Origin of the sequence: Desmonostoc muscorum LEGE 12446, assembly GCF_015207005.2 — a bacterium.
GTDB classification, from domain to species: Bacteria; Cyanobacteriota; Cyanobacteriia; order Cyanobacteriales; family Nostocaceae; genus Nostoc; species Nostoc muscorum.
This window is the reverse complement of sequence record NZ_JADEXS020000003.1, coordinates 81,126-104,599: the sequence shown is the minus strand read 5'-3', so window position 1 is coordinate 104,599 and position 23,474 is coordinate 81,126. Positions and strand designations below refer to the sequence as shown.

At 41.0% G+C, this 23,474-nt stretch carries 33 protein-coding genes; 13 read left to right on the top strand and 20 right to left on the bottom strand.

The features are described 5' to 3' along the window. Window positions 1–373 precede the first annotated feature (373 nt). The 5 genes from IQ276_RS39410 to IQ276_RS39390 all read left to right on the top strand — a co-directional run bounded on the left by IQ276_RS39410 (window position 374) and on the right by IQ276_RS39390 (window position 5,333). Window positions 374–625: a hypothetical protein gene (locus IQ276_RS39410; protein WP_193916518.1), complete on the top strand. Its 252-nt coding sequence runs from the start codon at window positions 374–376 to the stop codon at window positions 623–625. Window positions 626–997: 372 nt separating this feature from the next. Next, the gene (locus IQ276_RS39405) at window positions 998–2,356 is read left to right on the top strand and encodes a hypothetical protein (RefSeq protein ID WP_235116520.1); all 1,359 of its coding nucleotides are present in this window, start codon (window positions 998–1,000) and stop codon (window positions 2,354–2,356) included. 391 nt (window positions 2,357–2,747) lie between these two features. Then, window positions 2,748–3,953: an AIPR family protein gene (locus tag IQ276_RS39400; RefSeq protein ID WP_235116519.1), complete on the top strand. Its 1,206-nt coding sequence runs from the start codon at window positions 2,748–2,750 to the stop codon at window positions 3,951–3,953. Between the two features lie 165 nt (window positions 3,954–4,118). Then, window positions 4,119–4,559: a cyanase gene (gene cynS, locus IQ276_RS39395; protein WP_190884437.1), complete on the top strand. Its 441-nt coding sequence runs from the start codon at window positions 4,119–4,121 to the stop codon at window positions 4,557–4,559. 135 nt (window positions 4,560–4,694) lie between these two features. Next, window positions 4,695–5,333 (top strand): TenA family protein, encoded by a 639-nt coding sequence (locus IQ276_RS39390; RefSeq protein ID WP_193912948.1) that lies wholly within the window; start codon window positions 4,695–4,697, stop codon window positions 5,331–5,333. Between the two features lie 715 nt (window positions 5,334–6,048). Here IQ276_RS39390 and IQ276_RS40570 read toward each other — a convergent pair. Next, complete coding sequence (locus tag IQ276_RS40570) at window positions 6,049–6,177, bottom strand: hypothetical protein (protein ID WP_255264458.1); 129 nt, start codon at window positions 6,175–6,177, stop codon at window positions 6,049–6,051. A 30-nt stretch (window positions 6,178–6,207) separates the two neighbouring features. Between IQ276_RS40570 and IQ276_RS39385 the strand changes: the two genes are divergently transcribed. Both IQ276_RS39385 and IQ276_RS39380 read left to right on the top strand, forming a co-directional pair. After that, window positions 6,208–6,795, top strand: coding sequence for a D-glycero-alpha-D-manno-heptose-1,7-bisphosphate 7-phosphatase (locus IQ276_RS39385; RefSeq protein WP_190884439.1), 588 nt, complete (start codon window positions 6,208–6,210; stop codon window positions 6,793–6,795). An 802-nt stretch (window positions 6,796–7,597) separates the two neighbouring features. Further along, entirely contained in the window at window positions 7,598–8,065 is a 468-nt protein-coding gene (locus IQ276_RS39380) for an AAC(3)-I family aminoglycoside N-acetyltransferase (RefSeq protein WP_190884440.1), read from the top strand. A 658-nt stretch (window positions 8,066–8,723) separates the two neighbouring features. Here the strand turns inward: IQ276_RS39380 and IQ276_RS39375 are convergent. The 8 genes from IQ276_RS39375 to IQ276_RS39340 form a co-directional block, all read right to left on the bottom strand. Then, window positions 8,724–9,398, bottom strand: a complete 675-nt coding sequence (locus IQ276_RS39375; RefSeq protein WP_193912952.1) for a hypothetical protein — start codon at window positions 9,396–9,398, stop codon at window positions 8,724–8,726. A gap of 406 nt (window positions 9,399–9,804) precedes the next feature. Then, the gene (locus IQ276_RS39370) at window positions 9,805–10,107 is read right to left on the bottom strand and encodes a hypothetical protein (RefSeq protein ID WP_193912954.1); all 303 of its coding nucleotides are present in this window, start codon (window positions 10,105–10,107) and stop codon (window positions 9,805–9,807) included. After that, on the bottom strand, window positions 10,083–10,409 hold the full coding sequence (locus IQ276_RS39365) for a hypothetical protein (protein ID WP_193912955.1): 327 nt from the start codon (window positions 10,407–10,409) through the stop codon (window positions 10,083–10,085). The genes IQ276_RS39370 and IQ276_RS39365 overlap by 25 nt, the downstream gene beginning before the upstream one ends. A gap of 310 nt (window positions 10,410–10,719) precedes the next feature. Beyond that, window positions 10,720–12,261, bottom strand: coding sequence for a hypothetical protein (locus IQ276_RS39360; protein WP_193912957.1), 1,542 nt, complete (start codon window positions 12,259–12,261; stop codon window positions 10,720–10,722). Window positions 12,262–12,265: 4 nt separating this feature from the next. After that, the gene (locus IQ276_RS39355) at window positions 12,266–12,553 is read right to left on the bottom strand and encodes a hypothetical protein (RefSeq protein ID WP_012412919.1); all 288 of its coding nucleotides are present in this window, start codon (window positions 12,551–12,553) and stop codon (window positions 12,266–12,268) included. Between the two features lie 3 nt (window positions 12,554–12,556). Then, the gene (locus IQ276_RS39350; protein ID WP_193912959.1) at window positions 12,557–12,997 is read right to left on the bottom strand and encodes a hypothetical protein; all 441 of its coding nucleotides are present in this window, start codon (window positions 12,995–12,997) and stop codon (window positions 12,557–12,559) included. 127 nt (window positions 12,998–13,124) lie between these two features. After that, a complete protein-coding gene (locus IQ276_RS39345) occupies window positions 13,125–13,466 on the bottom strand; it encodes a hypothetical protein (protein WP_193912961.1) in 342 nt (113 codons plus the stop codon). Window positions 13,467–13,531: 65 nt separating this feature from the next. Next, the gene (locus tag IQ276_RS39340) at window positions 13,532–14,041 is read right to left on the bottom strand and encodes a hypothetical protein (RefSeq protein ID WP_190882070.1); all 510 of its coding nucleotides are present in this window, start codon (window positions 14,039–14,041) and stop codon (window positions 13,532–13,534) included. A 122-nt stretch (window positions 14,042–14,163) separates the two neighbouring features. Here IQ276_RS39340 and IQ276_RS39335 point away from each other — a divergent pair, with 122 nt between their 5' ends. Next, the gene (locus tag IQ276_RS39335; protein ID WP_190882069.1) at window positions 14,164–14,484 is read left to right on the top strand and encodes a hypothetical protein; all 321 of its coding nucleotides are present in this window, start codon (window positions 14,164–14,166) and stop codon (window positions 14,482–14,484) included. A 5-nt stretch (window positions 14,485–14,489) separates the two neighbouring features. Further along, a complete protein-coding gene (locus IQ276_RS39330) occupies window positions 14,490–14,945 on the top strand; it encodes a hypothetical protein (RefSeq protein ID WP_190882068.1) in 456 nt (151 codons plus the stop codon). Window positions 14,946–15,383: 438 nt separating this feature from the next. On the opposite strand, the gene IQ276_RS39325 is transcribed toward IQ276_RS39330, so the two are convergent. Continuing rightward, a complete protein-coding gene (locus IQ276_RS39325) occupies window positions 15,384–15,695 on the bottom strand; it encodes a hypothetical protein (RefSeq protein WP_193912963.1) in 312 nt (103 codons plus the stop codon). Between the two features lie 136 nt (window positions 15,696–15,831). Beyond that, on the bottom strand, window positions 15,832–16,050 hold the full coding sequence (locus tag IQ276_RS39320) for a hypothetical protein (protein ID WP_193912965.1): 219 nt from the start codon (window positions 16,048–16,050) through the stop codon (window positions 15,832–15,834). Between the two features lie 38 nt (window positions 16,051–16,088). Between IQ276_RS39320 and IQ276_RS39315 the strand changes: the two genes are divergently transcribed. Further along, entirely contained in the window at window positions 16,089–16,421 is a 333-nt protein-coding gene (locus tag IQ276_RS39315; RefSeq protein WP_193912967.1) for a DUF5674 family protein, read from the top strand. After that, window positions 16,418–16,792 carry a hypothetical protein gene (locus IQ276_RS39310; protein WP_193912969.1) on the top strand — a complete coding sequence of 125 codons (375 nt, stop codon included), beginning with the start codon at window positions 16,418–16,420 and terminating at the stop codon, window positions 16,790–16,792. The genes IQ276_RS39315 and IQ276_RS39310 overlap by 4 nt, the downstream gene beginning before the upstream one ends. 6 nt (window positions 16,793–16,798) lie before the next feature. On the opposite strand, the gene IQ276_RS39305 is transcribed toward IQ276_RS39310, so the two are convergent. The 9 genes from IQ276_RS39305 to IQ276_RS39265 all read right to left on the bottom strand — a co-directional run bounded on the left by IQ276_RS39305 (window position 16,799) and on the right by IQ276_RS39265 (window position 20,752). After that, window positions 16,799–17,071 carry a hypothetical protein gene (locus IQ276_RS39305; RefSeq protein WP_193912972.1) on the bottom strand — a complete coding sequence of 91 codons (273 nt, stop codon included), beginning with the start codon at window positions 17,069–17,071 and terminating at the stop codon, window positions 16,799–16,801. Window positions 17,072–17,103: 32 nt separating this feature from the next. Then, window positions 17,104–17,316 carry a hypothetical protein gene (locus IQ276_RS39300; protein ID WP_193912974.1) on the bottom strand — a complete coding sequence of 71 codons (213 nt, stop codon included), beginning with the start codon at window positions 17,314–17,316 and terminating at the stop codon, window positions 17,104–17,106. A 14-nt stretch (window positions 17,317–17,330) separates the two neighbouring features. Beyond that, window positions 17,331–17,675 carry a hypothetical protein gene (locus tag IQ276_RS39295; RefSeq protein WP_193912976.1) on the bottom strand — a complete coding sequence of 115 codons (345 nt, stop codon included), beginning with the start codon at window positions 17,673–17,675 and terminating at the stop codon, window positions 17,331–17,333. Window positions 17,676–18,050: 375 nt separating this feature from the next. Next, complete coding sequence (locus IQ276_RS39290) at window positions 18,051–18,824, bottom strand: ERF family protein (protein ID WP_193912978.1); 774 nt, start codon at window positions 18,822–18,824, stop codon at window positions 18,051–18,053. 18 nt (window positions 18,825–18,842) lie between these two features. Then, window positions 18,843–19,103 (bottom strand): hypothetical protein, encoded by a 261-nt coding sequence (locus IQ276_RS39285; protein WP_193912980.1) that lies wholly within the window; start codon window positions 19,101–19,103, stop codon window positions 18,843–18,845. 28 nt (window positions 19,104–19,131) lie between these two features. Then, window positions 19,132–19,359: a hypothetical protein gene (locus tag IQ276_RS39280; RefSeq protein WP_193912982.1), complete on the bottom strand. Its 228-nt coding sequence runs from the start codon at window positions 19,357–19,359 to the stop codon at window positions 19,132–19,134. Further along, window positions 19,356–19,571 (bottom strand): hypothetical protein, encoded by a 216-nt coding sequence (locus IQ276_RS39275; protein ID WP_193912984.1) that lies wholly within the window; start codon window positions 19,569–19,571, stop codon window positions 19,356–19,358. The genes IQ276_RS39280 and IQ276_RS39275 overlap by 4 nt, the downstream gene beginning before the upstream one ends. A gap of 65 nt (window positions 19,572–19,636) precedes the next feature. Continuing rightward, window positions 19,637–20,074, bottom strand: coding sequence for a hypothetical protein (locus tag IQ276_RS39270; RefSeq protein WP_228042768.1), 438 nt, complete (start codon window positions 20,072–20,074; stop codon window positions 19,637–19,639). Window positions 20,075–20,152: 78 nt separating this feature from the next. Continuing rightward, window positions 20,153–20,752 carry a hypothetical protein gene (locus IQ276_RS39265; protein WP_193912986.1) on the bottom strand — a complete coding sequence of 200 codons (600 nt, stop codon included), beginning with the start codon at window positions 20,750–20,752 and terminating at the stop codon, window positions 20,153–20,155. Window positions 20,753–21,036: 284 nt separating this feature from the next. Between IQ276_RS39265 and IQ276_RS39260 the strand changes: the two genes are divergently transcribed. Both IQ276_RS39260 and IQ276_RS39255 read left to right on the top strand, forming a co-directional pair. Continuing rightward, on the top strand, window positions 21,037–21,255 hold the full coding sequence (locus tag IQ276_RS39260) for a hypothetical protein (RefSeq protein ID WP_229498518.1): 219 nt from the start codon (window positions 21,037–21,039) through the stop codon (window positions 21,253–21,255). A 594-nt stretch (window positions 21,256–21,849) separates the two neighbouring features. Beyond that, entirely contained in the window at window positions 21,850–23,448 is a 1,599-nt protein-coding gene (locus IQ276_RS39255; protein WP_193912990.1) for a hypothetical protein, read from the top strand. Window positions 23,449–23,474: the final 26 nt, after the last annotated feature.

Here is a 23,474-nt window from a genome sequence, read left to right as displayed (position 1 = left end):
TGCCTCCAATTGCGGCTGTCAGGAGTGCGATCGCGTATTCGCACTTTCCGGCGGCATCGCCTCTGCTTAATTCCCGGCGAAAAACCATCAGATTATCAGACCAAGTAGCAAGTTACAAGTCGCAAGTATACCGATAACTGAAATCATGGGCTTGAAACAAGGACACTTTATGTCTGGCACTACATGTATTGACATAATTCTTTTTTTGAAGTGGGATTGTATTCCACAACTGAAGTTTTTTATCTTACTTGCGACTTGCGACTTGCGACTTGCGACTTGCGACTTATTTTTGTCACTGTTTCAATCAAATGGTGCATGAATATATTGATGCCCAGAAACTATCCTTATAAATAGAACACCGAAGAAAGAACCGATGCCCAGCAAAACTATTGAAGTCCGAGAGTACACCGTCAGAGCGCACAAGCGGGAAATTCATACTCGCGTTTTCAACTTTGTGTGTAAGCAGTGTGAACAACCCACACAACGAGAAACTTTTGGTGTGCGACCTCTATATTGCGAGAAATGCCGTCCGCCACAACCTCCCAAGCAGTCGAAAGTAGTCCCTATAGGCAAGAGGAAACCCAGAGCGATGACTTATGAGAGTGGTAAAGACATAGCCGGATGATTTTTTGTCTCAAGGGTGAATGAAGCAGTGCGCTCATTCGCCCAAGCTAACTCAAACTGGTAAAAAGTAACTCTAATAAATTCACATTAGGCGAAACTACATAACTGTTGAGCGCATTCTGTGGCTGACTGGATTACAGCGTGAAATAATAGCAAGAATGATCCCGTCAGAGGCAATTTAATAGAATATTGAAAGCAGAAATGCGCCTGCTGGCTCGTTGTACAGTCCCATACTCATCAACGTCATTGATATTAAACCTGGACTGACAAGAATAGAAAACGCTATGGCTAAAATAATCTAGCTATTGCTAGATGCGATAATCCTCAAAAACGCTATAGGCTACATACAATTGTTGAGTAGAAAGATTCGCTTGTGGATGCCATAGTAGAAAGATCGCACACACTTAAACAAGCCTTGGTTGATTTTGTCGCTTATGCTGACGGCGAACTAGCACAAGCACTCGACATTTATGCAGCTGCACAGATGCCTAGCGGTAATCGCGATCGCACCCAACAACAAGTAATCATTGACAGGTTTATTACAGAAGGGAAAATTGGCGATCGTTCACCCATAGAGTTATTTATCGCCAGTCATGCAGATTTGTCACAGAGCGATCGCAATCTACTGAATAGCTGGCATCGTAGTTTTATTGGTTTATTTACTATCACCCAGATTTTACCTGATGGCTTAGAACTCATGAACTGGCTGACAGCTAAACATTACATAGTTTTGACAGCTAAAAATTACATTGTCAAGTCTAACAGCCCTGAAAAACAACCAGCTATATCTCGTTTCAAGCTAGGAGAGATTTTACTAACACGCATTTATCCTCTTACTGATAATGAGTGGATATTTTCTGGCTCTCACACATTTATGGGTAAACTCGGTAAGCCAAAACTCGCCGTCGCCATTGGAAATTTTAAAGATAATTATAAAAGTCATCTTTACAGCGATGCTCCCGACTTGCTAGAACAAGCATGGCAGTCAATAGAGCAATATCATCAGCAGTTTGTTGAGTTTTTTGGGAGTGATGAAGTTACATTACCAGGATACCAACTTAATAAAAAGATAACTGAATTTCAAGAAATTATCACCGATAAATATCTCAAAGCGGTGGGACTTTATAGTTCTAAATCTTTGAATGAAATAGTAGCAAAAGCTGGTATTGGCGCAGAACAAATTATCGCTGCTGCTAAAGAATTTGGGATTAATACTAATGCTGCTTCTCAAATATTGGATGGGAAAAACAGTAAGCAAAAAATGGTTGCGCCGAAAGTAGATTTACCTGCTGAACTCAAGAAAGCAGAACAAGTCACAGCCATTTGTCACCCACGTTGGGGATTGATCTTTTTACCAACATATACTAAATTCACAACTATATTATTAGCTGATGATTGGCAAAGTATTGAAGGTGCAGCAAAACTAATTCGTCACTACTTGGAAGATAAAAATATTAATGCTTATATTTGGTATCGGTTAGCACAAAAATATCCTACTCAATTAGAAAAATTCTTGCAAGATTTCTTGAAACGTCCTGAGTTTAGCCTGAGCAATAATTTAGATAAAATTTTGCAAGAGTATGGTAAATCTATCGAGCCAGAATTACCAGAAATTGCTAGTGTTCCTTTACATCTACATAATTTATTTCAAGAAGCACTTACAGAAGTGAATAAATCTAAACCCAAAGGTAAAGGACAAAAACAACCAGCGAAAGGTTTTCAAAGAGCTTAGTTTAATATTAAGTGCATCTCAAATCCAGGTAAGTAAGTCGGAGAAAAAATTTATAATTATGTAACAAACAGTTAAGCAGAAAAATGAGAGCTAACTTTTACACTTTGTGTACTGTAATTTCCCTTCTCTCCTTTTGCTCCTTTTGTTTGAACTCCATCAATCACAGCATAAGGCTTGCGTCTAATTCATCCTCTACTTGATACATTATCTGTATTTACTTATCTTTACACAAGTCAATGATGGGGTACTCTCTACTACCGCCTTGTCTAGTTGACAGCGTAAGCGTTTGGCTGTAAGTTTGACGGTTAATTTACACTACACTGCCACCAGCCAATGACAGGGCAAGGGTTTTAGTTAACATAGAAATTCCCCTGACAAAAGCAAATCAACTATGCCCAAGACTTGGAACATCAAGATAGATAACTATTTTCAAGCCAACCCAAACTGCATCATCGCCACCGCCCATGTAGACTCGTTCCCCACAGACCTCCCCTTAGAACCGAACATCCGCGAACCGAACCGCAAAAGCGCGACCTACAGACAAATCTTCGATTCACTGACAACCGAACCTGGAAAATTCTTCTCGCGTCACAGTGGAATCGTTCTGTCAGCGAATATTGCTAAACCTGTCAAGAACAAAACTGAACTAGAGCTAGAAGTAAAAGAAGCTAACGAGGGGGGTAGCGATGGCATTATCAACGGTGGCCACACAGTTTTAGCCTTTGAGCAAGCGAAAAATTACAAATATGACCTAACCGAAGCTAGAGTAAAAGTTACGATTCACATCGGATTGAGTGAAGAATCAGCCAAAGATATAGCCCTAGCTTCAAATACTACAACGCCAGTAGATTCTCGCTCCAAAGTCAACGCTAGGGGTGATTACAAATTCATCAAGCAGTATTTAGCCCAGTTAGAACAGAAGGAAGATAGGAAATTCCGCATTGCCTATTACCAAAACCAAAGCGGCGCTCCCAGAAACGCCCAGTGCAATGTCACCCATTTGCTCAAGCTCCTTTACTGCCTCGACAGAAATAAATACAACCCCGACGGCAATAAACGAACCAAACACCCAGCAGGGATGAGTCTTCCAAGTAACATCACAGACGCAGAAAGGGAAAGATTAACCGCCTTGCTGCCTCTCTTGACTCATGCTTTGTGGATAGAGCAAAGACTCTATGAAATAATCCAAGACTATATCAGCAACCCCAGAAGAAAGGGTGCTAACGACCTAGCATCAATTGATATACGTAAAACGACGTTATTACCTGACAGCAAGTATTCATTCGGGTTTGGTGCGCCAACTGACCTGGCATTACCAATAATTGCGTCCTATCGGGTATTTTTGGATAAAGACTATAAATGGATTCTGCCGTTTAACGAATTTGCTGAAGATTTCCTGCAACACTTGTGGACGAATTATTTCCGCAAATACTTGGTGTCAGAGAAAACAGCAGGTAATACAGTGGGCACAAAAATCAGCCGCAATCAAGAGATTTGGGAAAGTTTGTATATCTCGGCGCAAAGTTATCTAAATCAGCACTTGGTGAAAATAGTCAATTCCAGTAAATCTAAAGAATTAAAGCTAACACCAGGCTAAAAGTTAATAGGAGCAAAGGAGCGGTAAATAATCGCTCTTACATTACTCTGGTCAAAAAAATCTGAGCCAAGTTTTAAAAAACAGACAGAAAATGGGTTTTGAGCTTCATACGTTGAGTTAGTGTATGCTTGTTAATGTATAAATCTAATCTTATTTTACGTTCAAATGTCTATTCCTGAAATTACCCAAAAACTTTTAACAGCCAAAGAAAACAAGGGGCTGACTTTTGCAGAATTAGCAGAAGTTCTGCAATGTAATGAAGTATGGATTGCCTCTGTAATTTATCGGCAAGCGAGTGCTTCACCTGAAGAAGCAAAGTTATTAGTTGATACATTAGGGCTTGATATAGACGATGCTAAAGAACTGAGTAAATATCCGATAAAAGGTAGTGATGCTGTTGTTCCAACTGACCCTTTTATTTATCGGTTCTATGAAATTATGCAGGTGTATGGACTTCCACTAAAAGATGTAGTTCAAGAAAAGTTTGGTGATGGAATTATGAGTGCTATTGATTTTACTTTGAATGTAGACAAGGAAGAAAACCCAAAAGGCGAACGCGTGAAAATTGTTATGTCAGGTAAATTCCTGCCTTACAAAAAATGGTAATTTTCTTGGGCGTAGATACTTTCAATTGAATTGCAAAGTGCCTGCAAGTGTTTGTTAATATACAGGTAAAATCGTTAGGATCTTAGCAGTCTGCTCCTCTCCATTCCATCTCCCGGAAATACCTATTGAGCCAAAATGACTATTACCTGCAAACTTCTTTTAGAAAATCACGCTCAAGATTGGCAAGAAGCAACTGTGCATCCCTTTCTAGAACAGTGTCAATTAGGTATAATTCAACCCCAGCAATTCAATACATGGTTGATGCAAGATTATCTGTTTGTTGTGGAATTTACGCGGATGGTAGGGCGAGTATTAGCCAGCGCACCTCCAGAACATTTTGATGTGATACTTGGAGGACTGGCAGCTCTTAAAGACGAACTCAATTGGTTTAAAGAAAAAGCTACCCAACGACAACTGGATCTTAATATTAAAAAACAACCAACCTGTAGAGAATATTGTGAATATATGCATAGTCTTGCAGACAAGCCTTATCCTGTGCAAGCAACTGCATTTTGGGCTATTGAATTAGCCTATAATCAAGGTTGGCAACTACCAGGTAAGATGCCTGCACCTTACGATGAATTTGCACAAAGATGGGGAAATACTGATTTTACAAAATATGTAAAACTTTTATCACAGCAAGCTGATGAGGTTTTAGAAACGGCACAGGAAGATATTCAAAAACAAGCTGAAGAATCTTTTTTAATAGTAGCAAAATTTGAACATCATTTCTGGCAGATGGCTTTTCACACAGCACAGCATGAATCAAAATAGTTTTCAATGGACGAGTGTGAAACGCCCGCAAATTCTTCTTAATTTCCTACAGTCGAACCTGCAATTCCACACCCAAAAAGCAGTAATATCAAGGGTTAGCGCTTTTCAAGCGTGCTATTCAATTATGACCCAACATTGGGAATCAACTTAACCGGAACATGATCTTAGCAAGCTTGCCAAACCCTTGAGTAAAAGCATATTCAATCTCTGCGGGATCACAAATCTCTGTTAGTTTGGATTTCAGAGAGAGGAAGTTCTCTAACCTCAATACAGATATTTACATATACATCCTTAGTTTCCACATGGAATAGTCAGCAAATTATATGGGTGCGGCTCTTTTGAAAAGACGCTTTTTGTCTGTCCATAAAGCCTAAAGTTATTGTGGAGCAGTAATTACAGGCTTTAAGCATTCTCAAAATACCTCCGTTCAAATTTCATAAATAGAAACATAACTTTTTTGTAGCATCATATTACACGTTGAAAGCCTGTTTTTAGGTTTGATTTATCTGCGATCGCTTAATTTTACGTATTTAGCCTAGAGAGTAGAAAATTAGATATAGAGCAGATTAGAATCATGTAATACAAATGTAGTTTATTGTCTTCCTAAAAGAGCCGCACCCAAATTATATAGACGATAAGCTGGAGATGATACACTGCATATCAAATCTTGCCACTGTTGTAAATGACTATACTTGCTTTTTTATATTGGCGAGTTTTATACTGTGCGATAATGCTGGACGCGATCGCTTACGGGAGACACGGCAACACCGTTGTCGTCTTTTGCAAGTGGTATTAGATTTAAGATGGGGAAATATACTTCTTGGAAAATCAGAAAATTTGGCATCGAACTAACAAATTAAATTCGCAATCTCAAATGCCGGCGATATTTCTAGATAAAGATGGCACTTTAATTGAAAATGTACCAAACAATGTTGATCCGCAATTAATCGAAATGAAAATCGGTGCTATTGAAGGATTACAAATACTTAGCAAAGCTGGATATAAATTAATTGTGATTACTAACCAGTCGGGAGTAGCACGGGATTATTTTCCAGAATCTGCCTTGGCGGGAGTGGAAGCGCGATTGAATGAAATATTAGAAAAAGCGGATCTATCGCTAGATGGGTTCTACTACTGTCCCCATCATCCAAATGGTGTAATATCTGAGTATGCAATTGCTTGCGAATGCCGTAAACCAAAACCAGGCTTGATTTTACGTGCAGCTAGCGAACAAAATATAGATTTAGCAAATTCTTGGTTTATTGGTGATAATCTCAGTGATGTAGAAGCTGGACATAGTGCAGGGTGTAAAACGATTTTGATAGATCAGGGTAATCAATATCAGCCCCAAATGTCTCGTTTAGGAATTGCTGACTATATTTTGGTTAACCTTTCAATAGCAGCACAGGTGATATGTAAGCATTCAATATCTAATTTTAGGGTTTCTGGCATGGAGTTATAGAAATTGCTGGAAACCTAGAAAAATTTAGATTTATGGCACACAATCTACTACTTTAGTCAAATAATTTGTCCTTCTACAATAGACTTCTCAAATATGCCGCACCAGTATAATAAATAGTTCCTTATCGTCTAGTGCTTGAAATGACTGTACCTGTTTAAATTCGGCTTTTCTCCATGCTTTGAGCGCACGTTCATTAAATGCTGCCACTGTAATGCGAAATAGGGTGGGATTAAACTTTGAACTTTTGGATGATGTGTTACTTGAGTTACGTGATAGCCATGAACAACATCAGCGTAATGCGTGAAGAACATCAACGTACCACAAACGCAGCATTACAAAGTCTTGAGTCTATCTTGTTACAGTTGATTAGAAGTAATTCTTGAGATGCGATTATAGGAGGTAACGACCGCAGGTAGCGTGTAAGAGTACCTACGGTCAAACTTGAGTTATTGAGTATCGTCTTTATCTTTAGAGGTTTCCAGCGAATAGCGTACACCCATAGGTATAAAATCCAGGTGTAAAAGCGCCCATAAGGGGATTATGACCGTTAGGACAGCAATAATTTCAATCCCCCTTTTGAACCAACGATTTCCCAGACACCCCAGCCGTAAAACCCAACCCAATCGCCGCCATAGTCACACTGGGCTTAATAAACAACGTCGCAATTCCAATAATTGCACTCCAAAGACAGCCATAACAGCAAAGGATAATCAACTGATTTTTGGGTTTAGCCCTTTCGTCTGATATTGTATGAACGAGCAGGATTTAGCCGTTCAGCAGGAATATAGCTTAGGAAATACTAATGAACTTAAGCATTCAACAGATTGTGCCGGAGGACGTTGCATTAATGGAAGCTCTATTAGCGACCTTTGGTGAGGCGTTCGATGAGCTTGAGACATATAGAAATCCGCCTAGTGCAGACTATCTGCGGCAACTGCTCGATAGTGACTACTTCATTGCGATCGCCGCATTGAAAGAAGGTGAGGTCGTTGGCGGTCTTACTGCATACGAGCTTAAAAAGTTCGAGCAGGAGCGCAGCGAGATTTACATCTACGATCTAGCTGTTGCCGCCGCACACCGACGGCAAGGGATCGCAACGGCATTAATTCAAAAGCTTCAGGAAGTAGCAGCAGCATGTGGAGCTTATGTCATTTTCGTCCAGGCGGATATTGGTGACGATCCAGCCATTAAACTTTATACAAAGCTGGGCGATCGCGAAGACGTATTGCATTTCGACATACCAGTTAATGGCGGCAATAACAATGCCTAATGCTTATCCGAGTAGTGGCTTTTATGCTTTGAATGATAATGTGAGAAAAATTTTGATCCATAAATTAGAAAAGAGTTAACGAAAATTCAGGCTTTCGCGCTAATCAGAAATTAAAACTTTGCATTCATACATGAGTGAGAGTTGAAATTCTGAATCATAAATAGAGAATGAGTTTAAAAAACACAATTGGACAAAATTTGCACAAAAATTTCCTGACAAAATTGCTCTAACTTAAACTTTCAATTCAAAATATGGTTCAAATGCCCATGTTATGGTTCAAAACTTTTGTTTTAGTAGATATCTGAGTAAAAATCAAATATTTCATTGAACAAGCGTTCACGAAGTGTGCCGCAGGTATCGCTCTGTTGTTGGGCGATCGCCTACTCAAATCGTAGCTGAATAATAATGATAATCAAGCCGAAGGTTTGATACAAACGTCCCTTTTATCAGTCTTTTTATCCCCTAAACGATAATCATTATTATAAAAAAAACTCGAATATTAAAAGTGAACTATAAACTGGATACTCATTTCTGAAGCATATCATGAGTTAAAATCTCATTTTTTAGTTCAAATCACAGCTTTTCGAGAAGGCATACTAGAGAGCAGGTCAATTTTTTACAATTTTAAGTATCACATGAGTCCTAATCAGGAGCAATCTCATGGATGATAATCTGGGCAATTCTCGTTATCCCACCCATTCGGGTGTATACCGCAGACTAGCACGTTGTCCCCATACTCAACTCCGTGATAGTTAGCACAACCGATGCAAGCTATTGGTCGGCTAACTTGGTCATCAAAATCAAAATCAAAATTATCATCTTCCGATTCATCTGCTCGAACTAAGGATGCATTACAGTTGGGGCAGGTTTGAATATCTCGCCCCAAGTCTCTAACTAGACAAGTGAGCGCTTGCCACGAAGTCATGGACTCACCACTGTTGCTAATATGAGTAGTGAGTGACGAAAAATAGGGGTAACTGCATTGGCATACGACCATTTCAGCATCAGTATGCGGATCGTAGTGAGCTTCTAGATATTCTTGGGTAATTCTCCAATCTTGCTGTTTGCTCAGGCTTTGAGGCTTGCCCTCATAATCAACATTCCACAGTTGATCATCGTGAAAAATCCTAAGAGAAAATGATGTATAGTCATGAGCTAGATTTTCTAGTTCGCAATGACTTTTGGCATTTTTGTAATCAAAAGTGCGATGCTCAACTATTAACTTATGCTCACGGGGATAGGTCTGGATTACCAGATACTCTCCTTCATAAAAGGGATTATATTTGGTAGCGATTCTTTCGTTGAAAAATAAGAAATCTCGTTCAGTATCCATATAGATAAATTGGTAAGAATTCAGTACCCAGGAGTCAGAAGCCAGAATATATAAGGAGTTTATTAAAACTAGGATATTTATTTATCAAGTCTTTATTTTATTCTTTAAATATTCTGAATTCTGAATTCTTACTCCTGAATTCTTACATAAATTGTAATCTTTCATTTATAAAACATAGCTGACGGAGTGAACGCTGATATGTTTTGAAGATTATTTCTTGCCCAACGCTTGCCTTCGTGCCTCACTATAGGCAACAAATACAATACTTAAAACTTGTGCTTGAATTAACTACGAATGCAGATGCTTGTCCACGAGTTAGCAATAGCATTACTAAAAAACCAATACCGACTTGAGTTGTTTGTTTAACTAATGAACTGAGGCGATTTCTGATATTAAAAATTTTCATTCATCCTCCTAAACCAGGAAAAAACTTACTCCAAACACTTTGCTCTTTTGAAGCTAATTCTTCTGAACCTAGAACATTCTCTAGCCCTCGCTGATTACTCTGAATCTCCTGCATATTAAGAGAATGAATCGTCTGGGCTAACTCTGGATTATCTTCTAAAAGTTCGGCTTCAAGTGACAATTCTTGCTGCAACAGTTGGGTATTTCGGCGCAAGAACATCTGCTGATTGTGTCGCTGTCTGATAAGGGATTCAGTCAAGTGTAATTGTTCTTCAAAACTTAAATTGTCGTATTCGTTATACATTTTATTAAACTCCGATCAATCCGCATTTTTCTGCCGATAATTCCATCAAGTATCTCAAGGCTAAACAATCGCCGTAGGAGAGTGTATATTTGAGCAATAGTCATGAAAACTTCTAGCAGATTATCAGGCGTTACTTCCGTGAAACGAGAAGCCAAATTAAATGCTGAGTTTTCAGCTTCTGGCTCTAGTGGCGGTGCGTCTGTCCAGACTATTAAACCTCGCTTGTCCAGTTCTGCTAAAGAAATATCATTTACAGCATCCACAACGGAGTCAGGCGCATACTTTATTAATAGCTTAATCACCAAATAACACCTCCATAAAGTAGCTGATATCCCAGCCTCAATCTCGTAATAAATTCGTCAGTATTGCGATTACCCCAAACAGGATTACTACGGCTTTTCATCCAGTTAATCGAGCTATGACAAATCTCTTGATGACAACGGTAGCACGTAGGAAATGTTGATACTCCAATAATGTCATTGCCATAGTAAGCGTGATGAATCTCTTCACTTTTATTAGTCAGACAGACTACACAATAATTGTGAGTTTTTCGGTGAGCGATTGCTACTTGTTTCTTGTACTCTTTGGGATTACCATACCGAGCATTCCAGTTTAATTGTCTGGGTAGCCGAGATTTTCTAATAGTAATGTTACTCCCTTTTCGTTTAACTCTTGCCCTGTTAATTCGTGCCACTTTTGTTTGATTTCCTGAAAATGTGGTCTTCTCCCTAATTCTGTTGCCCATTTTCTAATTTCTTGATACCAGTCAACCTGCTGCTGTGAGGATTGCTGATTATTTTTAGAACTATTAACAGTGTCACCATTCGGTTTGGAATCCTGTTTTTGTTCCAGACCTTTGATATCAAATTTCGGGATTAGGGCAACAAAGGGATTAGACCGAGTGGGAATCACCAGGGCATATCGAACTCCGGCTTTATCTAACAGTTCGCAAGCCTGTCGCAAGATTTCCAAAATCTCCTTTTTAACGTTTACAAAGTCTTGTGGATGGTCAAGGATATAACTCGATGTCTGCCCCATCGCAATAAAGCAAACATTTTTCAGAGATGGACGGCTAAATCCGGTTTCTCCAGAGAGCGGGGACTGGCCCATAAACACCCCATGTCCTTTAAGTCCGGCGGTGAATTTGATGATATAGTTCCAAAAACCTTGCAAATCTTTGGCAGTATCAGCATCAACCATTCCCGGAAGTCCCTTGCCACCACCAAATACAGAGTCCACCTCATCTTGAGCAAGAAATAATTCGGGAACGCCCTGACATTCACCACCGACAATTGATACTCTGGCTTTCTGCTTGTCAATTTGGTCTGTGGCAAAGGTAATCCAGTTTTTTAGTTCTTTCATGCCGTCAAACTTACGGCTGAACTTGCACAACCATCTGGTGACATCATCCTTTGGATCGCTGCCGATGACAATTGCTGGTGTTTGAGATTTTGCACCAATTTTGTTGATAATCACCCCTGCTAAAGTTGATTTGCCAGACTGTGTACCACCAGAAAGGTAAAAATGGTGATTACTGCGAAGAGTCATATTTTGATTAGATGCAGCATCACATAGTTCATCAATCCAAGCACCATCAATTCTGATGTACTCAGGATAATTTGCTGCTAGGGCTTGCAGAATTTTCATCGCACCCGGATTAATCACGGACTGCACAAATTCTTCATCAATATCAGCAATATCGGGATTGGGAATACTAGCCGGTGAGGGTAATTGTTGTGCTGGTGGTTCTGGAAGAGTTACCAGACCTTGCAATTGATATTCAGCTGTCCACCGGGGGCGCTCTTGCACTGGTAGCCGATTCACATAGTCAGCAACTCTGCGTTTGGCTGCGATCGCAGTGGTGACATAATCATAAACAGCCTCACCTTGTAAATTAGCTTTAAGTGATTTCAGGTCAGCTTCTTGTAAAGAGCGGTATACTTTCTGTTTGCCTTCGCTGATTTGGGCAGATACCCCAAATAAGCCAGCACTTAGCGTTCCAGCACCAAGTAGCATCCCGGTTGTTATTCGGTCAGTATTTAAGAAAAAAGGAGCAGACAGACACATAACTGCACTCGCTCCTAAACTACATAAGATAGTCCGTTCTGCATGAATGGCACTACTGGCAGTTAGACGTTGTAATTCAAATGGCATAAACTTATCTCACCCCCAAGGCAACACCGGCTGCAACTAAAGTCAAGAAGACAAACAGGAATATCACTCCAGGCATCAAGCCGATGGTAAAAGTTTTGCGGTTAAATCCAAAACCTTTAACGACTAAACCGCCAAAGTTGAATAACCCCAGAAATATGCAGCAGATAGAGATTATGCCGATAAACCAAAGAATGTACTTACTAACGGGGCTGGCAACCGATAAATAACCCATAAACATAGAAAAGCCAACCCCGCACACTGCATATCCTATATGAAAGAGCTTGATTTGCATAACCTAGAACCTGAAACTATCTCCCACTTCATCAAATGCTTTCTCGTATCCTCCAAGTTGACGCTGCTGTTCCTGGGAACCAAAGGCATGACGGATCACTGCCTCCCCATGTAATCCCCTGGTTCGCTGCAAATCTTCCTCAACCTTCATGGCTTCTTGGGAATATGCCAGTTGGTTTTTATACATCTCTGCCAAGGATTGCAACTGCTTGAGCCTGTGCCGGGAAAATTTAGTGTGCAACCACTTCTGTGCTTTTAGAGTGCCAGCCACTTCTTCTTCATCAAGAACCTGCTGTGCAGTGGTGTAAGCTGGCAATGTGTAGCGATCGCGGATTGATGAAGGTAAATTACCCTCAATTTGGGTAGCATCCCCAACTCTTAAATCCGTTGATACTACTCCATCACCTTTACCACCAAATAAACCAGGAAGCCATTTTCCTAACATTCCTTTCTCCCCTTTAACTACTAATTAAAGAATTCAGAAGTCAGGAGCCAGAAGCCAGAATAAAGAATTGTAGTACTGAATGAATAGACTATAAAGCATTAAATTTTCACTTTTCAAATCTACCTATTCAGTTCTCCTGAATTCTGACTCCTGACTCCTTTGTATAACTCTCCTGAACTTGTTGAACTTGTGAGCCGATATATCGGGTTATGCCATATATCCCCATGAACGAAAACATCAATATAGTAAAAGCTGCGATCGCTGTTTGAGCCATCATTCCCCGTTGCATCAATTCCTCAATCTGTCTATTGGACTGCGATCGCACTCTCGACTCATCAATAATTTGCTGGACTACCAGGAATTCTTCTGTTGTCAGATTTTCTAGTGTCAGCCCTGACAGATTCAATTCCCCGTCCTTCTTCAGGTGAATATTTAATGCTTTGCGATGGGTTTGGTCTTGTTGCTCCATATATTGCCACGCCCAAAACGAGGGTTAATAGCAGCAGATTTAGTACTGCTGCTAATCCAATGAATTTATTCGGTCGCATTTGTTGGGCTAATGCCGAAAATACCCGCAACGAGTTCGTCACCGATTGCACGAAAGGAATCTACGTCAGCTTCCTCCTCCATCGCTTTAGAGACAAACTTACTCACCACGTCTTTGGGAGCATTGCGAATCGTCGATAACAACTGGTCTGCTTTATCAGTTGTGTAAGCGTCAATCCCGACGTTGAGGACATCTTCTAAGGATTGAATTTCTTGGTTTGAAACCTGAGATGCGTGAGCGATCGCTCCTTGCAATGGAGGAATGGATTTACGGCGGGGTGAGTTTTTACCTAACTTGCCATTGCCATTTTTGGACTTGTTATTGGTAGCAAGTTTCCCGGTTGCTTGTCTTTGCTCAAGAATCTGAATAGCGATCGCTTGGGCTTGTTGATCGGTCAATTGGTTGATGTCAGCGTTAACTTGGGCGCAGAGGTTAGCGACTTCATCATCAGTGGCTTCTATATTGTAGGGTTGAAGGAATTGTTGAATCTTTTCCACAACTGGCTTCCATTTATGCAAGTAATGGTGTTATTTTAGCATCCATTTATTTGATATAGCATTAAAATTAGGGAATAGGACGCTAAAAAGTATAATTATGGAATCTAATTGGCATCATAAATATGGCAGATAAACGTGACCGAAGATTTTCCGTTAACCTTCCTTTAGTTAAAGAGATACGCCTGATTCTATGGGGACACACCAGAGGAGTAAGCAAAACTCGTATGGCAGAAGCAATTTTGATTGATCGGGTTTCCAGTGATGGGAATTGGCGAGAAGTTTGTCAGGACTTGAAACAAGAAGCAGCTATCAATCACTCTACGGTTAGTGAACTAATTGCAGACATACTCAAAAACAATGGATTGAAAGATGTGTTAGATATCGAAACGGTTGACTGGGAAACATTTTTAGTAGACGAATCAGCAATACCCACGGAGGAATAATACAAATGGCTATGGACAAATACCCTTTAGACTGGCTCAAAACCTCATGTGAGCAAGTCTACTGCCGTACCATAGCAGAGCGTACTTGGCGCAAATGGTTAAGATTGTGCCAAGTTCCACAGTACGCTAGGGAAGTGGTAAAGGAACAAGCACTATGGTTGTTAACCTTAGCTTATTTGAAGAAACCCGATCCGAGTAAAAAAGTCACTCTATTTCAAGTTAAATTCAAACTTGCAGAAAATGAAATTGTAGAGTTTTATCTAGCAGAAGCAATTTACAACGCCTGTTACACCAATGTAATAGGTAAAGATTTACCTGAAATAATTCTAAGAGTCACAGGTAAACAAATATCTCTACGAACACTTTACCGCAGAGCGAAAAAACGGCGAGTTACTTTAAAAGCATCTCAGAAATTAACCCGCCCAGAAGTTGAGCAATGGATCGAATGGGCAACAGCTTAGATAGTTTTAATACAAGCAAAAATGGGGGGTATAACAAATACCCCTCTTTTTATTTGGCTTTCGGTATGAGATGTCTAAGGGTCTTCCCATACAAGGCATTGGATGTCACAAATCGACCGTGCCGTGTCAGTTTTCAACGTCCACAACCCCTATAATTTCGTTGCGTCACTGGGCCGCTTTTCCCGAAACCCTTATATTGGTAGTGTCACAGCCGTTTATAGTCTTAAACTCATTCACATCAATACTTTTAAGGGTTTGAAGTAATTCAGTATGCCGCTTTCTGTGCCAGTTTTGTTTTTCGACTTGATTTTTGAGTGGTTAAAAATGCCTCAAATCCTGTCGGGGTAAAGAGTAGAGATGTCACAACTCAAAGCGGCACACTTGGTCAGATTTTGAAAAAAACGGGCTTTTGGGGCTTTTTTATTAAAGGCCGATTTTTCAAAGCGCCTCTAAATACTGTGTGAGGTTCTCAATCTTGCGCTGGCAAAAGTCAATCTCGCCTTCTATCTCCAAACGCAACTCTTTTTCAGGTGGTAATTGAACCCCAGATTCCGAAATATATTCGACCTGTTCATCTTCGGCACTAACTAATATTGCATATCGCCATGAACCGTCTCGTTCAGGAACCACCAAGTTTTCAAATAGACAATACTGAACCCCTACAATCATCCCCTGCTTGGTTCTTTGCCCTAACGAGTATTTTGGTGATGTCCAGTGATTCGGGATAGTAATGATTTTTGAAGTTTCCATGCGATTACTCCTATCCTTATTTTGATTGTATTTGTACTACTAGTTCGCCAAGTTCACTTGGCGGGGAAAAGGGTAAAGGGAAAGGGGGAAAGGTTTTAAATCCCTTACCCTTTTCCCTTTCCCCTTTTCCCAGCCCTCACCCACCATCTTTGGGTTTGCAGACTATTACTTGCTGCTGCCTTTTCTCTACCAAAATCTGACCGATAGCTCCTCCAGTACCCAGCCCAAACATAGCCGTAGCAATTATGTACATTGTATTTCTGCCAAAAATTTGCACTCCTAAATACCCGATAGATATTGCCGTTAATGTGCTAATAAGACTTACAGCAATTAGTTGTGCTTGATTTCGTTTCATAATTAAAATGCCTTTCCCTGATAGAGGTTATGATTTGAATGATTTTGCTATTACGTAATCGCGCCACCGCTCAACAAATAGAACAAATGCTTACTGAACACAAGTTCTACATCAAAACCGCAGTCGATATCGAGCGTCAAGTATTGGTTGGTGGTGGCGATCTACATGCTGATTGCGAAAAAGAGCTATTGAAAGACGGTAGTAGACAACAAGATATTTGGGCTGCCAGTTTTATGCCTTTGACTGGGAAAATGATTTTTGAATCAATGGTTAATCTTCGTCCCCGGCAAAATAGGTCAATGGAGATTTTAGACCCTAATATTAGAGAAAGGGTTGCTCAACTTCTTATCGAGTTCTTGGGAAACTTATGATCAAAATGACACCAGAGCAGAAAAATTTTACACAAGATGATGTGACTACTCGGTTGCATCACTTGGCAAATCATCTATCGCAAATTCAGTCTATGTGGGTTGGAGACTCATCAAGGGATTTGATGCTGCCTTTGGTAAAAGAAAGTCGGTACTTTATTGAGTGGACTGTACCCGACATGGTAAAGGCAGATGATATTGACCGAGCCTGCGAGTTAGTTGACTTAGTTCGTTTGCTGACTAATTGGCTATTCAATTGGGAGAGCATTTGGTCGGATGCCGAACAAAAGCAATCTGCATCTCTTGAAACTTCATATTGGTTACAGCGAGTTTTGGAAATATCACGTACAGAACCGGAATCAATGAGTGCCTAAACTCTTTCAAGTCTGACGTTGTTTGACTAGCAACGAACGCAAGTACTGCCGACAAGCTGCTTCTCCCCGATAAATTAGAATCCGCAGCGCCTGTATTTCCTGCATTGGAGAAACACAGATTTCGGCAATGGCACTAATCAAATTCTGTTGCTTCTGCACATAATCTTGGTGCTGCTGCTCCAACACAGCAATTTTGGAGTTTAGCTGTTGGAGAAGCCGTAATGCTTGAGTCAGGGACGATTCTTTATTTTGAGAGCGATTATTCAGAGTTAACGTCATTTCTTTACCCTCTAAATTTAGATTCTTTTTGTTTACTTTTGAGTGGCTTGTTCTATGTCATCAATTGCGCTCACTATTTCTTCTAAAACATTGAACGCATCATTTAGCACTACATTGTTTGATGTAGAAAAATGCTCAGACGATTGAAGCCTGCGATAATCCTTAGTACTCCCAACAAGCCGCAACGTATATTGACATCCTTGTAAAATAGTCCGAATCTCTGCTGTGGTTAATCTGATTTCCATTGTCGTTTCTCTCCCTAAAATTTATCTCGGTGAATACTGAGGCTTGCTCCGATTAGAGAACTGCCCAAGAAAGTAGAAAAACTGACCAGCATTGCACCCAGGCAGATATTTTTCTGTTGCTCCCAACCAGAGATGATTATATTGGGGTCAGCATTTGTTTCAATAATCTCCAGCCCCCAGCAAGCCATTGCTCCGACTCCTGAAAACCCAGTTAAGAGCAAAGAGACAATTGCAGTTGTTTCTATGATGCGCTCAATGAAAATCCTGGGGTTGAATCTTCTCTTAGTACGGCGGCGAAGAACCAATTTACTCTTGTGGTCTAATTGAGATTGGTAAACAACTTGTTTGTGGTTAGTCATTTGGATTCCTCCAATTGAACATAGAAACCTGTACCTGTATTCGTAATCTTTACCTTTTTTTGATTGACCAGTGTTTGAATCAGGCTAAGACTAAAGTTTATACTGCACAATCGAGCGCTACCTCCACAGCGCCGGAGATACTGTAGGCATAGTGAGGACTGGTCAATAGGGGTAGGATGAGTAGATTTTCTCGGCATGATATTTTTCCTATTGGTGTTATGAGAAGAAATGATTGGTAAGAATTCAGGAGCCAGGAGTCAGAAGCGAGAATAGATAAGAAATTTATTAAAAATCGGATATTTGTCAAGTCTTAATTTGATTTTTTAACTATTCTGATTTGTGAATTCTTACTCCTGAATTCTTACTATGTTTGTTTCAATTCAGTTCAGGCAATTCTGCAAGCGCTCCTTCCATCCATGCTTGAATTGCTTCCATCTCAGAAACACCTCGCAATACAGCATCGATTACGTGTTTCTGATAAGAGTTAGCAGCATGATCAGGATGTCCAAACTTATTACCAGCCCAAGCCAAACACATAGTTTTCACTAGTTCATCAATCTTGGTAGTATCAAGCTCACTCGGACTCGTCACATTTCGAGAATGCAGCCACTCTTTGACTAAATCCAACGGATAATTCAAGAGTGTGCGAACTTCTTTGACTCGCAAATCTTTTGGGCTGATTGATGGTGCAGTTACAGCTTGTTTTGGTGGCTGAACTCTAGGCTGTTGATTGTCTTTACGGGGTCTAATGTTATTCTGTGGCTGTTCAGTCTTTTGAAGAGTAGTTGCGCCTTCAGCATCATTGTCTTCATCTGCCGTCACCGATAAAATTGCACAAACCGCATATCGTCGTGCATAAGTTAATGCTGCACCAAACTTTTGAGAGTCAGCAATCTCAGGTAGAGGATAAGTACTGGTGATGCGTTCTCCAGACTCATGAAACAAATGAGTTTGTAGTGTTGTTTTACCTTCACAGATTTCAGTAGTTTGAATTATTACTAATCCATGTTTACTGAGTCCGGGGGTGACAGCATCCAATACAGCATCTAGTGTTGCATATTTGCGCTTGTAGTGAGGATTAGTACCGTCTTTTTGAATGGGATTAAACTCTGACTTTGCCTTTATTAAAGCTTTGATTAGTTCTTGCATTGTCCGGCTCCTCGCATTTTACCAATCGCTTTCGTTGATATCACCAGACACTTTTTTACTAGACTTAGCTTTATTTATCTGAAACTCTGAGGCTTTCAGCACAGGCATTGCCGCAAGTTTGACTGAAGCTTTGGCTTGGTGATAGAGGAATTGGGTTATTCCATCAGCGTCTTCCCCATCCTCAACTTGCGCCCAGAGAGAGCAGCCTAGTTCCAACGATTCGTAATCGCCAAGATTGAATTTTCTGGAGTAGCTAACAGAGACAGTGGTGAATTTCATTTTGTTTGGAGTTACTAAATTTTGGCTGTCAATTCTCTTCGCTAGTATCAATCATTTCAATGCTGAGTATCTGACATAAATCACTAGCTTTTACACCAATAATTCCTGGTTGAATTTCAGTAGACAATTCCTTAATTATTGAGTGAAAGCCAGGGTCTTCCTTATTGATTTCAACCTCAATTAAACCTGCTTTATTTGATACAATAGTTGCCCAACTTGGCAAAAGTTGAGGAATACTTGTTGCGTAGAGTTTCATACTTCTGCATCCTGATTAAACTTGACTTCAATAATTTCTTCTACGCACCCCATCGCTTGCTCCAAATAGTGCAGAACATCACCCAAGTGTGTTGCTGCCTCTGGGTCAATCTTTTGATCAGCAATCAACAAAAGCCAGTTTTCATCTTGAGCGATCGCCTGAATGTTTGAGTAGCAGGTGTTGAACTGGTTCAGTATTTCTGTGGTTTCCATTGGTATTATTTATGAAGCTAAATAGTTTTATTGAGGAGGTGGGCTGTCAAGACCCACCTTTTTCCTTAAGCTGCTACCAAATCGCTAGTTTCTGGCGTTGGCAAGTATTTCTTCAAGCGCTCCCATTCGTCAAGAGTCAGTGCGTCAAATTCTTTGTCGAGTAATTCCTCTTCCGTAGGCGATTGTTCCGATGCTGTTGTTGATACTCTTGCCACCTTCATAAATTGGTCTAGTCCAACTGCTGCATCAACCGGCTCGGCGTATCGAAGAGAATCCATTCCGTTAGACCAGTGCGTAAGGTGTTGAAATATCACCCCAATCATTGAATGAGCTTTGTACACTCGATAATTTCTGGGGCAGGCTCCATTGACGTAAACGAGCGTGTAACCAGGGATTTCGATAATCTCTGCATTCGGGTCTGTTGGCGGTAGAAAAATTTTCTCTGGTGAATCATCCAACTCGGCTACTTGAAGAGAGGGTGTAGTTTCTGTGGTGTATGCCATTGTGATATTTGTTACCTATTACGTTGTAGAGGCGATTACAATTGTCTTGATGTGCAATCGCCCTTTTTATGTCAGTGGTTACGCTGCTACAGCTGATCGGACTCCCAAAAACGTAATCGCTTCTTCTGCACTCGATGCGAATCTGTTCATGCCGTATGTGCGGGGTCTAGAATACCAACCCTCAAGATTGCAACCGATGTAGCCTACTAGCTGATTATTTCGGTAAAGTTTAGTACTGAAGGATAACCAATCAATCTGGGGATGCCACAGGTTGAACTTGACACAAGCTTCTTCTAATTCATCGCTGAGGCGTTCATTGCGCTCCAATGGGGTTTCTGGAAGTGTCGCTTTGACTTCTGCAACTCTTTTTGCGAACCAGTCCCGGTCAAAGGGCAAGCAGCTACCGTTTACGAACCGCACCCATACTGTGATTCCGCCTTCGATCCAGATTGTACGCACTGATTCGGGTTCGACTTCGGTAATCTCGCCAATGATGCGGCGATCTCTGCTGGTGAGAGGATCTTGGGTGGGGGCTACAGCTTCGGCTTGGGTTTCGATATAGTTGTCGAGTTCTGCTTGGGCTAGCGCTTGTTCATCTCTGCGAGGGGCATCGGCAACTAGTGTTTGATTTAGCTTGAAGCTTGAAGGTGCTTGCTGTATATAGGTTGAATGCGTCATAATGAGGATCTCCTGCCTCTACATGGGGTTAGGTTTTTCACAAAGGGCGATCGCGTAAGTTTCTCAGGCTAGAGCGGTCGTCTTTTGTTTTGCTATCTTTAGTATAGGCTAAAAGATTTCCCTTGTCAAGCTTTAGTATAGGCTCAATATAGGCAAAGTGAGTGAAAGTCCTATTTTATAGGCAAGAACTAGGCTTGTGAGTAGAATTAGGTATAGGCTAAAAGCTATGATTGAGCAGAAAAGGACATACTATGCCAAGAAATCTTGCGGAAGGGGAAACCCAAATGAACTTTCGCATCCCAGAAGAAAAGAAAATTGCTTTCTTAAAAAAGGCCAAAGCGAGTGGGACTTCTGCTAGCAGGCTTCTACTAGAGTTCATCGACAGTTATTTAGGAATATCGCCAAGAAGTGACGACGAAATTGACAACATCAAGAAGAAAGTTGCAGAGCTTGAGGAGTTTAAGGAACGTGCTGAGAAAATCCTGGGGGAATTAGCAGCCTGAGAAGCGCCTCGGAGCAACTCAGGCTATCACGTGAACGGATTCGCCAGTTTTTAGAAATTGAAGATGAAGAAAAACCCCCTGAAACATAGCTTCGGGGGTTTTGCAGTTAATGAGATCCCTGCCAAATAAAGGCAGGATTTATCACTATAGGCTAGCCTAGCAACTAGCCTATAAAAATTATATACTAACTATGGGTTTAATGATTTCTTTTGTATAGGCTAAAATAAAACTATCTTTAAAAGCTAGGCAAAAATGAAATGAGAAACTTAAAAACGGATGTTACTCGATTACAAAATTTCAATGAACAAGTAGTGCTGCGCTTGACCGTATAGTCCAGTCTTGGATTGTCTTGTGAGACAGTCTGATCATAGAGCAGAAAACGATCAACCTGAATAATTATTACCCTTGCTGCTTAGTAAAAGCGATCGCCGCCGACCAAAGCAATGCGATCGCCCGTTCAAATCATTCATCACAAAGTGAACTAACTATAATGCTGACACATTTTTGGAAAAATCCATCTTACAGCTACCCTGTTCACTTTGGTTAAACTGCAACACCTCAACTTTCAAGCATTTACCATAGTGAGCAAGAAATATGCTGACACTAGAAAGAGAAGAAACATCAGCACTCGATTACAACAACCTCAACACCAGCATCCAAGAAACCTTCACAGCCATCGACCGATTCGAGTGGCAAGCGGTAGATGAAATCCTACAGATGCGAGAACAGCAGCTTTACCTGCAAGCTGGCTATAAAAACTTTGAAGAATACTGCCAGCGTGAATTATACGCCTGGGGTGGATACCGACGAATCAACCAACTGCTAGGAGCCAAAAAGGTCATAGATGCAGTTGGTGAGTTGGGCGGACATATCAAAAATGAGCGTCAGGCTCGTCCTTTACTTCGCTTAGTTAAAGAACCAGAGAAACTAAAACAAGCTGTAGTGATCGCTCTCAAAGATAATCCTTCCCCTGGCGAATCAGACTTTGCGGCTGCTGCAAATATTGTGGTTCCTCAACTTCCACGCAAAAAGCAATCTATTCAGGAACCAATGGTTCCCAAAATTGAAGAACCAGTGGTTCCTCAAAAAGCTATTGTCACAGTTTCACAAGAATCACACCCAAGGTATGGGGATTCGGGAGTGATTGAGGCAGACGCACCAAATCATTGGCAGCAGATTGTCACCTTTGCTGATGGCGAGAGATTGTTGATCAACAATGCTGATTTAGATGCCCCAAGCGTTCCATTTTTCAGAGAGCGGAACTATCCACCAGAATACACGGAAGCGATCGCTGCTATTGAAGAACAGCATAAACAGGAGCTAGAGCGCCTAGAGCAAGAATTGAGGATTGGCTTGCAAACAGAGGCCACAGCCAAAGCAGAAGAACAAGTGCAAGAGCAAATCCAATCTCTGCAACAACTATTCAAGCAACAGAAAGAAGAAAATATTCAGTTGCAGCAACGGCTTTCGGAAATGGAAGGGTTGAGAAAGCTGGAGACTGAAAACCAACAACTCAAGCAACGTATTCAGGATTTGGAAAATGCTGTAGAGCAACGTCCCTCGCAACAGTGGGGGAATACCATGACCCAGCAAGCGACCAAAGTTTTAAACAAGCAGGTGAAGCAAGCACTAGAAAAGACAATTGATCTGCGATCGCTGGCGCAGGAACCACCCAAGGAAAATGCCCAGGAATGTCTGCGGCTGATGGGTATGGCGTTGAAGAATCTTGCCAGTGCAATGAACAATACCCAAGCGCTTGAAGCTGCGGCGATAATCTTGGGAAGCGAACCTACACCATCTGCGATCGCTTATCGAGCCGAGCAATTGTCAATGCTACCCCAAGCGGTTAGCGACATTAGGGCAGTGCTAGCTAAACCTGGGTGTAACTGGCAGGACTATTGGGCAGTGGCGCAAGAGTATGAGGTGATTAAACATGACTACTGGGCGGAATTGACCACCCAAGAAACAGAATTAATTACTGCTCTCCAGAACGCATCCCTTCAACCGCGCACTATTGGAGTTGGTTCTATCGTTGCCCACGCCGATCCATATCGCACTTTGTATGTGGAGAGGGGAGAAGTTGTAGAGGACTTGGGGGAAGAGTTGATAGTTGCTTGGGATCATTGGCGAAACGAATCGAAAAAGACTGACAGGTATTTTCGAGATGAATTGCGATTCTGGCAGCCTCAATAGGTTTTCAGTGTATCGGTGACTTTTTA

Bases quoted from the DNA above. Each gene is read 5' to 3' on its own strand.
- IQ276_RS39370 (WP_193912954.1), bottom strand. From the start codon at position 10,107: ATGTATAACGAATACGACAATTTAAGTTTTGAAGAACAATTACACTTG.
- IQ276_RS39305 (WP_193912972.1), bottom strand. From the start codon at position 17,071: ATGACGTTAACTCTGAATAATCGCTCTCAAAATAAAGAATCGTCCCTG.
- IQ276_RS39275 (WP_193912984.1), bottom strand. From the start codon at position 19,571: ATGGAAACCACAGAAATACTGAACCAGTTCAACACCTGCTACTCAAAC.
- IQ276_RS39345 (WP_193912961.1), bottom strand. From the start codon at position 13,466: ATGGAGCAACAAGACCAAACCCATCGCAAAGCATTAAATATTCACCTG.
- IQ276_RS39315 (WP_193912967.1), top strand. From the start codon at position 16,089: ATGATTTTGCTATTACGTAATCGCGCCACCGCTCAACAAATAGAACAA.
- IQ276_RS39320 (WP_193912965.1), bottom strand. From the start codon at position 16,050: ATGAAACGAAATCAAGCACAACTAATTGCTGTAAGTCTTATTAGCACA.
- IQ276_RS39290 (WP_193912978.1), bottom strand. From the start codon at position 18,824: ATGCAAGAACTAATCAAAGCTTTAATAAAGGCAAAGTCAGAGTTTAAT.
- IQ276_RS39380 (WP_190884440.1), top strand. From the start codon at position 7,598: ATGAACTTAAGCATTCAACAGATTGTGCCGGAGGACGTTGCATTAATG.
- IQ276_RS39335 (WP_190882069.1), top strand. From the start codon at position 14,164: ATGGCAGATAAACGTGACCGAAGATTTTCCGTTAACCTTCCTTTAGTT.
- IQ276_RS39265 (WP_193912986.1), bottom strand. From the start codon at position 20,752: ATGACGCATTCAACCTATATACAGCAAGCACCTTCAAGCTTCAAGCTA.
- IQ276_RS39280 (WP_193912982.1), bottom strand. From the start codon at position 19,359: ATGAAACTCTACGCAACAAGTATTCCTCAACTTTTGCCAAGTTGGGCA.
- IQ276_RS40570 (WP_255264458.1), bottom strand. From the start codon at position 6,177: ATGCCAAATTTTCTGATTTTCCAAGAAGTATATTTCCCCATCTTAAAT.
- cynS (WP_190884437.1), top strand. From the start codon at position 4,119: ATGTCTATTCCTGAAATTACCCAAAAACTTTTAACAGCCAAAGAAAAC.
- IQ276_RS39390 (WP_193912948.1), top strand. From the start codon at position 4,695: ATGACTATTACCTGCAAACTTCTTTTAGAAAATCACGCTCAAGATTGG.
- IQ276_RS39270 (WP_228042768.1), bottom strand. From the start codon at position 20,074: ATGGCATACACCACAGAAACTACACCCTCTCTTCAAGTAGCCGAGTTG.
- IQ276_RS39330 (WP_190882068.1), top strand. From the start codon at position 14,490: ATGGCTATGGACAAATACCCTTTAGACTGGCTCAAAACCTCATGTGAG.
- IQ276_RS39255 (WP_193912990.1), top strand. From the start codon at position 21,850: ATGCTGACACTAGAAAGAGAAGAAACATCAGCACTCGATTACAACAAC.
- IQ276_RS39285 (WP_193912980.1), bottom strand. From the start codon at position 19,103: ATGAAATTCACCACTGTCTCTGTTAGCTACTCCAGAAAATTCAATCTT.
- IQ276_RS39375 (WP_193912952.1), bottom strand. From the start codon at position 9,398: ATGGATACTGAACGAGATTTCTTATTTTTCAACGAAAGAATCGCTACC.
- IQ276_RS39355 (WP_012412919.1), bottom strand. From the start codon at position 12,553: ATGCAAATCAAGCTCTTTCATATAGGATATGCAGTGTGCGGGGTTGGC.
- IQ276_RS39385 (WP_190884439.1), top strand. From the start codon at position 6,208: ATGCCGGCGATATTTCTAGATAAAGATGGCACTTTAATTGAAAATGTA.
- IQ276_RS39400 (WP_235116519.1), top strand. From the start codon at position 2,748: ATGCCCAAGACTTGGAACATCAAGATAGATAACTATTTTCAAGCCAAC.
- IQ276_RS39350 (WP_193912959.1), bottom strand. From the start codon at position 12,997: ATGTTAGGAAAATGGCTTCCTGGTTTATTTGGTGGTAAAGGTGATGGA.
- IQ276_RS39325 (WP_193912963.1), bottom strand. From the start codon at position 15,695: ATGGAAACTTCAAAAATCATTACTATCCCGAATCACTGGACATCACCA.
- IQ276_RS39360 (WP_193912957.1), bottom strand. From the start codon at position 12,261: ATGCCATTTGAATTACAACGTCTAACTGCCAGTAGTGCCATTCATGCA.
- IQ276_RS39260 (WP_229498518.1), top strand. From the start codon at position 21,037: ATGAACTTTCGCATCCCAGAAGAAAAGAAAATTGCTTTCTTAAAAAAG.
- IQ276_RS39410 (WP_193916518.1), top strand. From the start codon at position 374: ATGCCCAGCAAAACTATTGAAGTCCGAGAGTACACCGTCAGAGCGCAC.
- IQ276_RS39300 (WP_193912974.1), bottom strand. From the start codon at position 17,316: ATGGAAATCAGATTAACCACAGCAGAGATTCGGACTATTTTACAAGGA.
- IQ276_RS39295 (WP_193912976.1), bottom strand. From the start codon at position 17,675: ATGACTAACCACAAACAAGTTGTTTACCAATCTCAATTAGACCACAAG.
- IQ276_RS39310 (WP_193912969.1), top strand. From the start codon at position 16,418: ATGATCAAAATGACACCAGAGCAGAAAAATTTTACACAAGATGATGTG.